We start from the raw sequence: 14,542 nt of genomic DNA, 5'->3' as shown, positions 1-14,542 counted from the left end.
TTCAAAACTGCCTCTCAACAAGAATGGCGGTGGGCGTCCAGGCGAGCTGCCGCCTGGACAGCTACTGCCACCGGGGCAACGTTGTGTACCCGCACTGCCCAAACCTTGTGCAGCGCACAAAACATAGAAACTGCCGCGGTGGCATCGTCACGGGCATGCCGGTCACTCGCGACTGTTTCCAAGTCAGCCAAATATCGTTTCCGCGATGGTCCGAGAAGCACCGGGTAGCCCCGATGTAAAAACACCTCGAGGTTAGCCAGGACTTCCCAATCCTGTTCGCCAACTTTGGAAAACCCCAGACCGGGATCAATGATGACTCGCCGCATATCAATATCGCTGTGGCGCATTAGCTCCAGGCGCGACTCCACCTCGCGCCAGGTTTCCGCAGCAACATTGTCATAAACTGCCAACTGGTTAGCTACCTCAGGACTGCCCCGCCAATGCTGGCAAATGTAGCTCAGCTGCGGGTAACGTGACTGCAACGTGGCAATGGTGGCAAACATGGTGTCATCCACGATGCCACCCGAAACATCGTTAATGATGCTGGCTCCCGCCGCCGCGGCCGCCTGGGCAGTTTCCGCATGCAGAGTATCCACGGAAACAGTCACCCCCGCTTCTGACAGTTTCGAAATCACCGGCAGGACACGGGCGATTTCTTCTTCAACCTCCACCGGTTTGCGACCGGGCGCGGTGGATTCACCCCCCACATCAATCAGGTCAGCTCCCTGTGCCACCATTTCCAAACCATGCGCTACTGCCTGGCTTGAATCAAACCATTTTCCCCCATCAGAAAAGGAATTCGGGGTTACGTTCAAAATCCCCATTACCAACGTGCGTGGCGGGCACAGATAGTCTGGCAGAGACGATACCGATGGCTCAGGATGTGTATCCATGGGAACGGTCATCACCGATTACTCCTTAGTTTTGTAATTTAAAACAGCTTCGGGAAATCCCGAACCAATAATCCACAGTGCGCTAGTCTGCGGACAAAATCAGACTCATCGCCTCAGCCCGCGTCGTGCTGGATTGTTCCATCACCCCGCGAACCGCGGATGTCGTGGTGCGCGCTCCCGGCTTTTTCACTCCGCGAATTGTCATGCACATGTGTTCAGCCTGCAGCACCACAATGACTCCCTGCGGCTGCAGCACATCCCATAACGCATCGGCAATCTGTTGAGTCAGACGTTCTTGCACCTGCAACCGATGGGCGTAACCGTCTACCAGCCGTGCCAACTTGGACAACCCAGTAACTCGTTTCCCCTGCGGAATATAACCCACATGCGCCAGACCAACGAACGGCAACAGGTGATGTTCACACATGGAGTTAAAGGGTATGTCTTTGACCAAGACCAGGTCATTATGCTCCACCGGGAACATTCGCTCTAAATGCTTTTTAGGATCCTCTCGGTATCCCTGCAGCATCTCCGCAAAAGAGCGAGCCATCCGCTCCGGCGTGTCACGTAAACCCTCCCGGTCGGGGTCCTCTCCTACTGCTACCAACAAATCCCGTACAGCCTGGGTCACCCCATCAGGGTTGTAGCTCGCGTTCATTGTTTTTCTTCCTCACTGGGTGATGTCGGCAAAGGTTCCCCACTCTTTTCGACCGAGGGCAGCGGGTCGGTGTCATCAAGAATACGCACTTCTTGTTCATTCCTCACGGGAGGAACCGGCAGACCCAAATCAGCCGGGGTCGTGGTGTTTGGTTCCGAGGCTGTCGGGCTATCTGCAGTGTTCACTTCTCCCTGCTCAAAAGGCACGGTCCCCCCGATACCGGAATCCGCCAGGGGACGGTCGGCACCGTCCAAAGCGAAGCCTTCTCCGGACTCGTCGTTGGCTTTGGCGTTACGAATCCTCACAGCTTCTGGAATTTCAATGGGTCCCCGGTCATTAGCAGTCAATCCTTCGTAAGACTGCCAGACTTTACGACGCGGTGCCTTCTTAACATCTTTAAAGATGACGTCCAGGGCTTTTTCGTCCAGAGTTTCTTCCTCCAGCAACCGGCGTGCCAGCGTATCCAAAATGTCACGGTTTTCAGTAATGATGGACCAGGCTTCTCGCGTGGCAGCTTCCATCAAATCCTGTACTTCCGCGTCGATAGCATGGGCAGTGGAATCGGAATACTCTTGCGCTTTACCGTAATCCATGCCCACAAAAGGTTCGTCGTGAGAGCTGCCGTAACGAACCGCTCCCAGACCAGCCGACAAGCCCCAGCGGGTCACCATCTTGCGGGCGATAGCGGTGGCATTTTCAATGTCGTTAGACGCCCCGGTAGAGGGATCTTGGAACACGATTTCCTCCACGACTCGCCCGCCCATAGCGTAAACCAGTTGGTCCAACAGCTGATTACGGGTCTCGGAATAGCGATCCTCGGTGGGCATAACCATGGTGTAGCCCAAGGCATGTCCGCGCGGCAGAATCGTCACTTTCGTCACGGGGTCGGAATAGTTGGAAGCCGCGGCGCACAAGGCGTGACCACCCTCGTGATAAGCAGTGACCAGTTTGTCGTGGTCGTTCATGATTCGGGAATGCTTCTGGGGTCCGGCAATGACCCGATCCACCGCCTCATCAAGATCCTGAGCTGTGATGGTTTCCCGACTGTGACGTGCCGCCAGCAAAGCCGCTTCATTCAACACATTGGCCAAATCCGCGCCGGTAAATCCGGGGGAACGTTTAGCCAGTGATTTTATGTCCGTCTCGGGGTCCAAGGGCTTGTTCTTGGCGTGAACCGCCAAAATCGCTTCGCGACCCTTTAAATCTGGCGCTTCAACTGCCACTTGACGGTCAAAACGACCGGGTCGCAGCAACGCCGGATCGAGCACGTCAGCACGGTTTGTGGCGGCAATCATGATGACATTAGTGCGTTCATCAAATCCGTCCATCTCTACCAGCAGTTGGTTCAAGGTCTGTTCACGTTCATCGTGCCCCCCGCCCAAACCGGTACCGCGGTGACGCCCTACCGCATCAATCTCGTCAACAAAAATGATGGCTGGAGCGGCTGCCCGTGCTTGCTCGAACAAGTCTCGCACCCGCGAGGCACCCATACCTACGAACATCTCGACGAATTCTGAACCGCTCATAGAAAAGAACGGCACCCCGGCTTCGCCCGCAACAGCTCGCGCCAACAGGGTTTTACCGGTACCGGGAGGACCATAGAGCAGCACTCCCTTGGGAATTTTCGCCCCCAGCTTGTGAAACTTTTCCGGCTCCGCCAGGAACTCTTTGATTTCTTGCAATTCCTCTACAGCTTCATTGACCCCCGCCACATCGGCAAAAGTCACTTTCGTTTTGTCTTCTTTGTTGAACGTTCGAGGCTTGGCTCGCCCCATTCCGAGGGGACCCATACCTCCACCCATACGTGAGACAAACCAGAAAAACACCACGAAGAGGATAATCATCGGCACCATCAAGGTGAGCATGGACTCCCACCAGGAGGACACCGGATAGATAGAATCGAAGCCCTTCTTTGGTTTTGCGTCGGCTACCGCGTTCGCAACGGTCTCGGCTTGGGGGCGAACATAAGAAAAAGAGACTTTTTTGCCCGCGTCAGCATTCGGTTTCAACCCGAAAGGACCGTCTTTCGGCAGGTAAACCCGCGGACGTTGGTAGGACTTGGTCAACTCCATACTGACGGTCTGAGTGCCATCGTTAATGACGACTTTCTCGACTGTGTTACCCCGCAGCAGCGTCAAGCCTTCGTCAGTAGTAATGCGAGTGGGGCCGCCTTGGGCAGAAAAAATCATGAAAGCCACGATGATGGCAATGACTACAAAGACCGCAATGCCGCCGGAGATTTGTTTTTTCTTTTGAGTTTTATTTATCTTGTCCATGTTCACTTTTCCGTTATCCGGTACTACCCCTTAAGCCTACCAAACAGCTCAAAAATGGTTACATTTCCGCAGTTTTATACCAGCCAAAGGGGAGGCGCCTGAAAGTCGCTATCGCGTTTGGTTCTTACCTCGCAGACGTGATAGGAACCGGCTCAAAAGGAGAACTTACTTTCTTAAAAAACCAAAGAAATACACGTAAAGATAACTAATCTCTCCGAACCGAGAGACTCTGGATAGCTCTGCAGCCCCGACCCGCGCCGTTCCGGGAGCAGACACGAAGCACATCAATTCTGGATTGTCGTAAATACTGACTAGGCGATTACCAGAGTATCCGCAACGTTACTTTTCGTAAACGTGAGGCGCTAGCAGCCCGATAAACGGCAAGTTGCGATAGTGCTCGGCATAATCCAGACCGTATCCAACCACGAATTCATTGGGAATGTCGAAGCCAACGTAGCGCGGGTTAACCACCGCTTTGGCAGCATCGGGTTTACGCAGTAACGTCGCGATATTCAGAGAGGCACACCCGCGAGTGCGCAGGTTTGCCTCCAGCCAAGACAGAGTGAGACCGGAATCAATAATGTCCTCGACAATCAGGACGTGGCGGTCTTTGATGTCCGTGTCCAAATCTTTCAAAATCCGTACCACTCCGGAAGATTTCGTCCCGGAGCCATAGGAAGACACCGCCATCCAGTCCATTTGAATGGGAGAGTGCAGTTTCCGCGCCAAGTCCGCCATCACCATGACCGCCCCACGCAGCACGCCCACCAGCAGGATTTCGTGACCCTCGTAGTCTTTGTCAATGACCGCCGCCATTTGGGTGAGCCTGTTTTGTATTTGTTCCTCGGTCAATAAGACCCGTTCCATGTCTGCGCCCATGTCTGCAGCGTCCATCACATGCCTCCCTCAAATCGCAGGTCCATTCTAAAAGTGTTCCACTGGACTGCGTCCATTTTAGACCTTCCCTCCGCAATGCCTAAATGCGTCAGAATTTAGCTCACTCTGGTTGGTGTTTTGAGTCGGAGCGATTCTGGCTGGCACTAAATTCCAGGAAGTTTCCCCGCCGGGTCACCGTAATTCCAGGCAGGGTCAGCGGACCTTGTCCATGCCAGTCACGAATCAGATTCACTACGCCACGCAGGTGGGCTGCAGTGAGGGAATCCACCCTCGCCCCTGCTAGTAAACTTGCTTTACGCACCACGCGCCGCAGGACGGGGGCAGAATAACGGATTAGGTTGTGATACTTGTAGTCTTCAATCGCTTTCAGGTTCAGTTTCACGCTGTCCTCCCGGTCCCGATCACCGGACTCATCAATAAGCACTTCCCAAAAGACTTCTCCCGCGAGCGCTTCCAGTATGGTGTCGTCCGCGGCAGCCTGACCAGCTAGTCGTGCCAGTGCGGGAGCGGGGTCTTGTCCTAGCGCGGAGGCGAGCGCGGGCATGACCTGTTCACGAATGGCAGCACGAGGTAGCGGCTGGTCAGCTGCGGTTTTCACGGGACCTTCCATGCGGTTGCTGGGATCGTTGACGGCTACGAGCCCAGCCTGTTCACAAGCGGCGTGGGTGACAACTCGTCGGATTCCCAGCAACGGACGCGCTAAACTCAAGTCCACCACGGCATCAGCACCGGAATCTTCCTCTCCCCAGGCGAAGCGCAAGGGCAAGCCGGTTTGGCAATCCAAGGACTCAAACTCCCTCATAGCTGAAATCGAACGTAGCGAAGAGCCTCGTGCCATACGCAACAAGACGGTTTCTGCCTGGTCATCAAGGGTATGCCCGGTGAGGATAACCGCACGCGCCTTACCCTGGGTTTTGGCGTGAGAAATAGCTGCCTGCGCCAACAATCCCCAGCGGAGGAGGCGCGCTTCACCCTCCGGCCCATTGGCGCCCCCGCGACCTTCTCCCCTCAATACCGTCGCCGCAGTAAACCCCAGTTCGTGGGCACATTGGACGGCAGCTTGCGATTCTGCGGCGGATTCTGGTCGCCAGCCGTGATCTACCGTGAAGCAACTCACGTCCCACGGAAGCGGGTGATGCAGGGCGACGCGAACCAGCGCCGCCGCTAAACTCAGCGAATCAGGACCACCCGAAAGCGCCAGGCACAGCAGAGTATCGTCCGGGGAACCTAGTGATTGCAGCATCCGGCGCACCGCGAGCTGGATTTCCCCCAAGGCTCCCCCGGCATCGCGCTCCCACAGGCGTGTTTCGGCACCCTCAGGGCTAACAAAGGGGGGCAGAGAACTCATGGGCGCATTCTATATTAGAGACGCGCCACGAAAGGCATAATCCTGTTTTGATTATAGAAGTTGAAAGTGCCCACGGAGCTACCGGGCTTGGGCGCCATCAGGATGGTATTGCCACCAGAGTAAATCGCTACGTGGTAGACCCCGCTGCCGGCCCCGTTATTGGACCAGAACACCAAATCTCCCGGCTGTTTCTGACTAAAGGGTACATTGGCGTAGGCGTTGTATTGGGCCGCTGCGGAACGTTGCACACCTTTGCCCAGTTCTCTCATTCCCGCATAGACCAGTCCAGAGCAGTCATAACCATTCGGTCCGGTTCCACCCCAAACGTAAGGTAGACCAGTCTTGGTTTTGGCCCATTCCAACAGGGCAGGTCCGTATCCTCCGCTGGCAGCCCGGCTGGGAGGGCTCACGACCCGCGGAGCCGGAGCGGCGGCAGGAGACGGTGGCGCTGGCTGCGGAGGAGCCGCAACAGGTGGTGGTGCCGGATTTGAAGGTTGCGTTGCCGGAGCTGCCGGCGCTGCCGGCGCAGCCGCGCGCTGCCGCGCCTGGCGGTCAGCTTCCGCTTTCGCTGCCTGTTCACGGGCTTTTTGCTCGGCTGCTTGTTGAGCTGCTCGGGCGGCAGCTTGCTGCGCTGCCAAGGCTTCTTGTTCTTGACGTTTGCGCTGCGCCGCGGCCGCTAAGGCAGCTTGGCGTTCCTGCTCGACTTTTTCCTGACGGGCTTTTTCTTCCGCGATCGTCACGTCGCGTTCCCGCGCGAGCTCCACGATGATTTTTTCCCGTTGGGTTTCCAGTTTCTTGAGGTCATCCAGAGCATCTTGGGCCTGGTTACGGGCAGTTTTCTCGGTAGTAGCCAAGCTAACAGCGGCGTCTTTCTTGGCTTTGGCAGCGCGATCGGCCTTGTCACGCAAGACCTCGGCGACATTTTGCAGCGCCATCAATCCCTGAGTTTGGCTGTCCGCCTGATTGCCTAAAGCGTCAGTGGCAGCTTCTTTCAAAGCGGCTTTACGGAAGGCATCTGATTCAGTAATCGCTGCAAAATCCGACAATCCATTGCCGTTTTGGCGATACATCGCCACGGCAAGACGACCCAATTTCGCTTTCGCTGCATCGGCGTCTCGTTTTGCTGCCTGGGCTTTTTTCGCGCTTTCGCTTGCCTCGGAAGTAGCAGCATTCAGCGCATCCGTAGCCTCGGCGAAATCCTCTGCCGTTTGGGCATAGTGTAACTGGGCTGCATCGACTTTCACACGGTTGCGGGCGATAGCGCTTTCCAGTTGGGCGATACGGTCAGATTTGGCGCTAGGGGCTCCCACCGCCAGGGGAATTGTTCCCATCCCCAGAGTCATAGCCGCAGCTACACTTACTACCGCCAAGCGACGCCGCCATGGTCCAAAATGGTCTGCGTTACTCAAAGTCTGCCTCCCTTAACAGCTTCTTTAACCCTAGCCACATCCATCGGCAGTTTACATCAGATTTAACTATTCTAAACAAAATTCACTGAATTTTACAATAATCTCAGGATTCACTTTAGTAACATTTGTACGCACAATTATCGCTACTTTTATCAACTACCCAACCAAAAAAGGTTCCCCTCCCGCACAAACGCAAGAGGGGAACCTTGTGAAAAATAAAAGAATTATTCCGTGGGAGTCGTCTTGGCGACTGCCATCAGGAACTCGGCATTGTTCTGGGTATCCTTCAGCTTCTGGAGTACCACTCCCGCGGCCTGTTCCAGTTCCAGAGACGCCAGCACACGACGCAACCGCCACAGCACGCTCAGCTCCTCCTTCGTGAACAGCACCTCTTCGTGACGAGTGCCCGAAGCATTGACATCCACTGCCGGATACAGACGCTTTTCAGCCAGTTCACGAGACAAACGCAGCTCCATATTGCCGGTACCTTTGAATTCCTCAAAGATAACTTCGTCCATCTTGGAGCCGGTTTCGACCAAGGCTGTAGCAATAATCGTCAAGGAACCGCCGTTTTCAACATTGCGGGCAGCCCCAAAGAAACGCTTGGGCGGATACAGCGCCGACGCGTCCACACCGCCGGAGAGAATCCGACCCGAAGCCGGTGCGGCAAGGTTATAAGCACGCCCCAAACGGGTGATGGAATCCAGCAATACCACGACATCGCCACCCAACTCCACCAGGCGCTTAGCCCGCTCAATGGCGAGCTCTGCCACGGTGGTGTGCTCCGAAGCCGGACGGTCGAAAGTCGAGGCAATCACCTCGCCCTTGACCGTGCGTTGCATATCGGTAACTTCCTCCGGACGTTCGTCCACCAGGACCACCATGATGTGAACTTCAGGGTTGTTGATGGAAATCGCGTTAGCAATCTGTTGCAAGATGATGGTCTTGCCAGCTTTTGGCGGGGACACAATCAAACCGCGCTGACCCTTCCCGATAGGAGCCATCAAGTCAATAATCCGCGGAGCCAGCACCTTCGAAGACGTTTCCAAACGTAACTGCTCATCGGGATACAGCGGGGTGAGCTTGGAAAACTCGATTCGTTGCGAGGCTTCCTCGAGACTCTGACCGTTAATGGACTCCAGGTGCACCAAAGCGTTGTGCTTGACGCGACGTTCTTCACCTTCACGAGGCTTGCGCACGGCTCCCACTATCGCGTCGCCAGAACGCAGCCCCCACCGGCGCACCTGTCCCAAAGTCACGTAAACATCGTTGGGACCGGGCAGATACCCGGAGGTTCGCACGAAGGCGTGATTCTCTTTCACTTCCAAGATACCGGCAATGGGCAGCAATTCTTCAGGGCTAATCTCGTCGCTGCTGTTGGTATTGTCGTTGTCATCCCGATCGCGCCCGCGATTGCGGTTACGGTTCCGACCACGACGATCGTTGCGATTACGACGATCATAGTGTTCGCTGCGCTCTTCTTGAGTTTGTTCACGGCGCACGCTAGCTCCCTGAGCTACCGCCTCTAGTTGAGGATTGTTTTCGGTGACTGAATCGACATCATCGTGGTTACGGCGTTGACGCGTGGGAGTGGCTCCCAAATCACGTTCCAACGCAGCCTTTACGTCAAGAGTGGCAGCTTTTTCAGGAGCTTCATCCACGGCGGGTTCTCCTGCCGGAGCAGAAGCCCGACGATGACGACGCGCCGCACGTGCCTGGCTCGCGGAGATGGCAGCATCTTTCTCACCGTCATGTTCAGCGACACGAGTCTGTTCCGGCGCGGCAGTCTCTGCAAGTGCGGAGGTACCGGCAGAACCTCCAGATTGCTGTTTTTCAATAATCGCTTCAATGAGTTGCGGTTTCCGAGCCTGCGAAATGCCTTTGATTTCTAGCGACTTTGCCAGTTCGCGCAGTTCCGAAAGCTTCATAGCAGCCAGTTGATTGTCGTTCACAAGTATCCTTATCTCAAAGGTAATGGGTAAAAACTCGCGCAACGTTCCAAATTACGAAGGTTCGCAAGCAGACCGACTCAAGAATACGAATCGGGGTTGGTCCGGAAGATTTCTACGGACCCGCGGCTGAGCCGTGTTGATAAAATCATACCTCCACGCTAAGGTTTCAACAAAACGAGTATCAACCTCGTCAGCGTGACCCCGTCATCACCCGGACCACACAATGGTCTATCGAGTATCGGAAGCTACCGCAGCAACGCAATTCCGGGGCACTAGGGATGTAGTTTCCGCCGCTTTGTGTTTTATTTTAACATTCAATGCTTTGCGGATTTGGATTCTCTATCTCACCCGAAAGATTTCATTTTTCAAAGAAAGGCATTCTGATGAAACGCATAATTGCGGCTGCTGCAATTTCAGCACTCACCTTGACCGGCATGACGGCCTGCACCTCACCCAGCTCTGGACCCGTGGCAGGGGGCAACGCCGCTACTGGTGACACGATAAAAATCGGTGTTAACTACGAACTTTCCGGCGCAGTCGCCACCTACGGTAAACAAAATGTGGACGGCATCGAACTGGCGTTTGCTGAAATCAACGCCAAGGGCGGCGTCAAAGGCAAAAAGATTGAAATCGTGAAATACGATTCCAAGTCAGAGCCAGCCGAAGCCACCACTTTGGCCACCAAACTGATGAGCCAGGACAAGGTCCTGACCATGATTGGTCCGGCAACCTCCGGTTCTTTCAAAGCGGTCATCCCCGCCGGTAACCAAAATAAAGTTCCGGTAATTTCCGGTTCTGCCACCGCGGATGATGTGACCGTCACCGGCGGCAAACTCCAAGAATTCGCGTTCCGCACCTGTTTCTCCGATTCCTATCAGGGCGGTGTGATGGCAAAATATGCCGCCGAAAAGTTAGGCGCCAAGACCGCAGTCATCATGGGGGACACCTCTTCAGACTATGCAAAAGGCCTGGCAAAGAACTTTCAGGAAAACTTCACCAAATCTGGTGGTTCCGTCGTCGCCGAAGAAGGCTACGTGGCCGGCGACACCGATTTCAAGGCGACCTTGACCAACATCAAGGGCAAGAATTTCGATGTGCTCTATATCCCCGGCTACTACCAGGAAGTCGGACTCATCATCAAGCAGGCACGCGAACTGGGTATCAACGCCAAGATTCTGGGAGGCGACGGCTTTGATTCCCCTACCCTACTGGAACTGGCAGGCGCCTCGGCATTGAACAACGTCTTCTTTACTTCGCACTACTCAGCGCTAGATACTTCCAACACTAAACTCCAGGACTTTATCAAGACCTACCAGGATAAGTTCGGCGAGGAACCTTCCTCATTCAACGCCTTGGGCTACGACACGGCTTACTTCGTGGCCCAGGCGATTGGTGAAGCAAAAGAGCTGAACGGTCCAGCTGTTGCCGAAGCGATGGCTCATGCCAAAGGCTTCGCTGGAGTGACCGGTTCTTTCGACATGGATCCCCAGACCCATGACCCGATTAAGACGGCGGTTGTGGTTTCCCTAAAGGACGGTGTCCAGGACTCCGCTGAGGCCTACGCCCTGAAGTAGTCGGGTATGTCCGCCGGGCGAGGTGCCCTGTTTGCCCGACTCCTCACCGGATTTGGGGCTCTCGCCCAGCGGACCTTAAGAAAGAACGTTCCTCATGGATTTGATACTGCAACAGCTGATTAACGGCCTGTCGCTGGGGAGTATCTATGCGCTTATCGCATTGGGATACACCATGGTCTACGGCATCATTCAGCTCATTAACTTCGCCCACGGCGACGTCCTGATGGTCGGGGCGTACGCCGGTTTCGCGGGAATGGTCCTGCTGCACCTCGACCCGTTCACATCCCTGCTGGCAGCAATGATTATCTGCGCAATCTTGGGGATGCTGATTGAGCGTCTGGCATACAAGCCGCTGCGCCACTCGACCCGGATTGCCGTACTGATTACCGCCATTGGTATGTCTCTGTTGATTGAGTACGTAACCATGTACTTTGTCGGAGCCGAGGCGCGCGCCTATCCCGCCCAAACCGGTTGGCTCGGAGCTAGCTACCACTTCGGTGGGGTGAACCTGTCCATGATTCAAATCATCATCGTGGTGGTTTCCGTGATTTTGATGGTTGTCCTGCAGTTCATCATTAAGAAAACTCGCATTGGGAAAGCCATGCGCGCGGTCAGTCAGGATCAAGACGCCGCCAAACTCATGGGTATCAGCGTCGATAACACGATTTCCTTCACTTTTGCTCTCGGTTCCGCTTTGGCTGGTGCCGCCGGGGTGCTGTGGGGGCTGTATTACACTTCCATCACCCCGCTAATGGGCATTATGCCGGGCTTGAAAGCCTTTGTGGCAGCTGTGTTAGGTGGCATCGGGTTGATTCCAGGCGCGTTAGTTGGCGGCTACTTGGTCGGCTTATTAGAGACAATCGTGAATTCTCTGGGGCTGTCCACCTTCCGTGACGCCGCGGTGTTCCTGGTGCTGATCATCGTGCTCATCTTTAAACCCGCCGGCATCCTCGGCAAGAACGTACAGGAGAAGGTCTAAGCCATGAAACCAGGAATAAAAAGTATCATTGCGCAAGCCATCATACTCGCGGTCCTCTGGGGGTTGGGTTACGCCCTCATCACGGTGGGAGTCATCGACTCTTACATCTTTAACACTATGGTCACCATCTGCGTGAACATTATCCTGGCGGTGTCGTTGAACCTGGTCACCGGGTTCACCGGGCAATTCTCTCTGGGACATGCGGGATTCATGGCGGTGGGAGCCTATTCCACCGGGCTCATTGTCACCGCAATTCCCACCTACGGCGGTTTCTTCTGGGGATTGTTCGTCGGCGGAATCTTTGCCGCCAGTATCGGTTTCCTCATTGGTCTGCCAACACTGCGTTTAAAGGGCGACTACTTGGCTATCGCCACTCTGGGTATGGCGGAAATCATTCGTGTGCTGCTGCTAAATCTGGAGTTTTCCGGAGGGGCTGCCGGGCTGTTCATTCAGCTGCAGTTCACGGACTGGAACATTCTCTTTATCCTCACTGCCGGAACTATCGTGTTGATTCGTAACTTCCTAGACTCCCGTCACGGGCACTCCTGTATCGCAATCCGCGAGGATGAAATTGCTGCTGAATCCATCGGGGTTTACTCTACAAGAATTAAGACCTTGGCTTTCGTGGTTGGTTCCTTCTTTGGAGCTGTCGGCGGCGGTTTGTACATCGGGAACTTTTTCTTTGTCAAGCCGGATTTGTTCAACTTCATGATGTCTATAAACATCCTTGTGATAGTGGTCTTGGGTGGCTTGGGCTCACTGACCGGCTCGATAATTGCGGCAATCTTGCTGGCGGTAGTCTCCACCCTGCTCCAGCCCTTCCCGGAGATTCGGATGATTCTCTACGCCTTGGTTTTGGTCATCCTCATGGTGTTCCGCCCGCAAGGACTGTTGGGCACCAAGGAACTGAACTTTAAGGTTTTTGGTCGGTTGTTGCGTAAGCCTACCGGTGAGGGCGAACCGAAACGTAGCAACGCCCTGCCCGCCCCTTCTGCTGCGAAGAAAGAAACACCCCACCTAGAGCCCAATTCGGAAGAGAAGGAAGAATCGTCGCAACGCGCTCATGCCATCTTGGACGTGCACCGTTTGACGCGACACTTCGGCGGTCTCGCTGCGCTCACGGACGTTGACATGTATCTGCAGCCCGGAGAACTAATTGGACTGATTGGACCCAACGGGGCAGGCAAGACCACCGTATTCAACCTGCTGACCGGAGTTTATCCCCCCTCGTCGGGCACTGTTACTTTCCGCCCTGACCCGAAGGGTGGGGAGATCTCTATCGCCGGTCAAAAGCCCTTTGTGATTTCTCGCTGCGGCATCGCCCGTACCTTCCAAAACATCCGCTTGTTCAAGGACCTGACGGTGCTGGACAACGTGGTTTTCGCTATGGAACAGCGCGAAAAATATTCCCTCCTGGCGTCCTTTTTACATTTGCCGTCCTGGTCACGGTCGCGCCAACGCGTCCACAAAGACTCTCTGCAGCTGCTAGAAATGATGAACCTCGCTGAAAAAGCTGGTGAGCATGCTCGAAACCTCTCCTACGGGGAACAGCGTCACCTCGAGATTGCTCGTGCCCTGGCGACTAACCCACAACTGCTGTTGTTGGACGAACCGGCGGCGGGGATGAATCCAGCTGAGACTGCCCAGCTCACGGCGTTGATTGCAAAATTGCGCCAGCGCTATCACCTCACCATCCTGCTCATTGAGCACGATATGTCACTGGTGATGACCATCTGCGAGCGTCTCTATGTACTCGATCACGGCGTGGTCATCGCTTCGGGTACACCACAGGAAGTTCGTAACAATCCGAAGGTTATCGAAGCCTATCTGGGGCAGGAGGTAGAAAATGTTTGAGATTAAAGACCTCAAAGTTTCTTTCGGTGGCATCCAAGCTCTGAAAGGTATTTCCCTGCGCGTGGAAGAAGGCGAAATCGTCACCCTGATTGGCGCTAACGGAGCCGGCAAAACCACCACGTTACGAACCGCCTCCGGTCTGGAACGCCCTTTAGAAGGCTCGATGTGGCTAGACTGCGAGGAAATTACCAAGTCCTCCCCACGCTCGCGGGTACGCCACGGTCTGGTACACGTTCCGGAAGGTCGCCGGGTGTTCCCCACCATGACCGTGATGGAAAACCTTGATTTGGGTGCCTACATGCGCAAAGACCGGAGCGGTACCGCCGCGGATTTAAAAATGGTGTTTGACCGTTTCCCGGTCTTGGCTAACCGGAAAAATCAGCTAGCGGGGACGCTTAGCGGGGGCGAACAGCAGATGCTCGCCATGGGGCGCGGTCTGATGGCAAAACCACGCGTCCTACTGTTGGACGAGCCGTCGATGGGCTTGGCTCCACTGTTTGTCCAAGAAATTTTTGACATCATCGTCAAGATTAAAGAAATGGGAACTACGATTTTATTAGTAGAGCAAAATGCCAACATGGCTTTGCAGATTGCCTCGCGCGCCTACGTGATGGAGACCGGCAAGATTGTGTTGCAAGGCGACGCCGCAGAACTGCTGGCTAGCGACGAAGTTAAACATGCCTACCTGGGAGGATAACCGTG

General features: G+C 55.0%; 11 protein-coding genes. 4 read left to right on the top strand and 7 right to left on the bottom strand.

Translation table 11 applies throughout. The annotated features are described in order from the left end of the window. Window positions 1-14 precede the first annotated feature (14 nt). From folP to rho, 7 genes are all read right to left on the bottom strand, one after another. Entirely contained in the window at window positions 15-905 is an 891-nt protein-coding gene (gene folP, locus HMPREF0576_RS00550; RefSeq protein ID WP_004008370.1) for a dihydropteroate synthase, read from the bottom strand. A 70-nt stretch (window positions 906-975) separates the two neighbouring features. Continuing rightward, complete coding sequence (folE, locus tag HMPREF0576_RS00545) at window positions 976-1,551, bottom strand: GTP cyclohydrolase I FolE (protein ID WP_004008371.1); 576 nt, start codon at window positions 1,549-1,551, stop codon at window positions 976-978. Then, entirely contained in the window at window positions 1,548-3,827 is a 2,280-nt protein-coding gene (gene ftsH, locus HMPREF0576_RS00540; protein ID WP_004010304.1) for an ATP-dependent zinc metalloprotease FtsH, read from the bottom strand. The genes folE and ftsH overlap by 4 nt, the downstream gene beginning before the upstream one ends. A 339-nt stretch (window positions 3,828-4,166) precedes the next feature. Further along, on the bottom strand, window positions 4,167-4,721 hold the full coding sequence (gene hpt, locus HMPREF0576_RS00535; RefSeq protein ID WP_004008373.1) for a hypoxanthine phosphoribosyltransferase: 555 nt from the start codon (window positions 4,719-4,721) through the stop codon (window positions 4,167-4,169). A gap of 103 nt (window positions 4,722-4,824) precedes the next feature. Beyond that, on the bottom strand, window positions 4,825-6,072 hold the full coding sequence (tilS, locus tag HMPREF0576_RS00530) for a tRNA lysidine(34) synthetase TilS (protein WP_004010303.1): 1,248 nt from the start codon (window positions 6,070-6,072) through the stop codon (window positions 4,825-4,827). Between the two features lie 14 nt (window positions 6,073-6,086). Beyond that, entirely contained in the window at window positions 6,087-7,481 is a 1,395-nt protein-coding gene (locus HMPREF0576_RS00525; protein WP_245527280.1) for a C40 family peptidase, read from the bottom strand. Window positions 7,482-7,705: 224 nt separating this feature from the next. Beyond that, window positions 7,706-9,475, bottom strand: a complete 1,770-nt coding sequence (rho, locus tag HMPREF0576_RS00520; RefSeq protein WP_004010301.1) for a transcription termination factor Rho — start codon at window positions 9,473-9,475, stop codon at window positions 7,706-7,708. A 341-nt stretch (window positions 9,476-9,816) separates the two neighbouring features. On the opposite strand from rho, the gene HMPREF0576_RS00515 reads away from it, so the two are divergent. The 4 genes from HMPREF0576_RS00515 (at window position 9,817) to HMPREF0576_RS00500 (ending at window position 14,537) form a co-directional block, all read left to right on the top strand. After that, complete coding sequence (locus HMPREF0576_RS00515; RefSeq protein WP_004010300.1) at window positions 9,817-11,007, top strand: ABC transporter substrate-binding protein; 1,191 nt, start codon at window positions 9,817-9,819, stop codon at window positions 11,005-11,007. A 94-nt stretch (window positions 11,008-11,101) separates the two neighbouring features. After that, window positions 11,102-11,986 carry a branched-chain amino acid ABC transporter permease gene (locus HMPREF0576_RS00510; RefSeq protein WP_004008378.1) on the top strand — a complete coding sequence of 295 codons (885 nt, stop codon included), beginning with the start codon at window positions 11,102-11,104 and terminating at the stop codon, window positions 11,984-11,986. 3 nt (window positions 11,987-11,989) lie between these two features. Then, on the top strand, window positions 11,990-13,840 hold the full coding sequence (locus HMPREF0576_RS00505; protein ID WP_004010299.1) for a branched-chain amino acid ABC transporter ATP-binding protein/permease: 1,851 nt from the start codon (window positions 11,990-11,992) through the stop codon (window positions 13,838-13,840). After that, a complete protein-coding gene (locus tag HMPREF0576_RS00500; RefSeq protein WP_004010298.1) occupies window positions 13,833-14,537 on the top strand; it encodes an ABC transporter ATP-binding protein in 705 nt (234 codons plus the stop codon). Before HMPREF0576_RS00505 ends, HMPREF0576_RS00500 begins: the two co-directional genes overlap by 8 nt. The last annotated feature ends 5 nt before the right edge of the window (window positions 14,538-14,542 follow it).

It is taken from the genome of Mobiluncus holmesii ATCC 35242, from assembly GCF_000185445.1.
GTDB classification, from domain to species: domain Bacteria; phylum Actinomycetota; class Actinomycetes; order Actinomycetales; family Actinomycetaceae; genus Mobiluncus; species Mobiluncus curtisii.
This window is presented reverse-complemented; position numbering and strand designations above follow the sequence as displayed.

Coding starts and splice junctions, on each gene's coding strand:
- hpt (WP_004008373.1), bottom strand. CDS start 4,721: ATGGACGCTGCAGACATGGGCGCAGACATGGAACGGGTCTTATTGACC.
- HMPREF0576_RS00505 (WP_004010299.1), top strand. CDS start 11,990: ATGAAACCAGGAATAAAAAGTATCATTGCGCAAGCCATCATACTCGCG.
- HMPREF0576_RS00515 (WP_004010300.1), top strand. CDS start 9,817: ATGAAACGCATAATTGCGGCTGCTGCAATTTCAGCACTCACCTTGACC.
- folP (WP_004008370.1), bottom strand. CDS start 905: ATGACCGTTCCCATGGATACACATCCTGAGCCATCGGTATCGTCTCTG.
- tilS (WP_004010303.1), bottom strand. CDS start 6,072: ATGAGTTCTCTGCCCCCCTTTGTTAGCCCTGAGGGTGCCGAAACACGC.
- HMPREF0576_RS00510 (WP_004008378.1), top strand. CDS start 11,102: ATGGATTTGATACTGCAACAGCTGATTAACGGCCTGTCGCTGGGGAGT.
- folE (WP_004008371.1), bottom strand. CDS start 1,551: ATGAACGCGAGCTACAACCCTGATGGGGTGACCCAGGCTGTACGGGAT.
- HMPREF0576_RS00500 (WP_004010298.1), top strand. CDS start 13,833: ATGTTTGAGATTAAAGACCTCAAAGTTTCTTTCGGTGGCATCCAAGCT.
- ftsH (WP_004010304.1), bottom strand. CDS start 3,827: ATGGACAAGATAAATAAAACTCAAAAGAAAAAACAAATCTCCGGCGGC.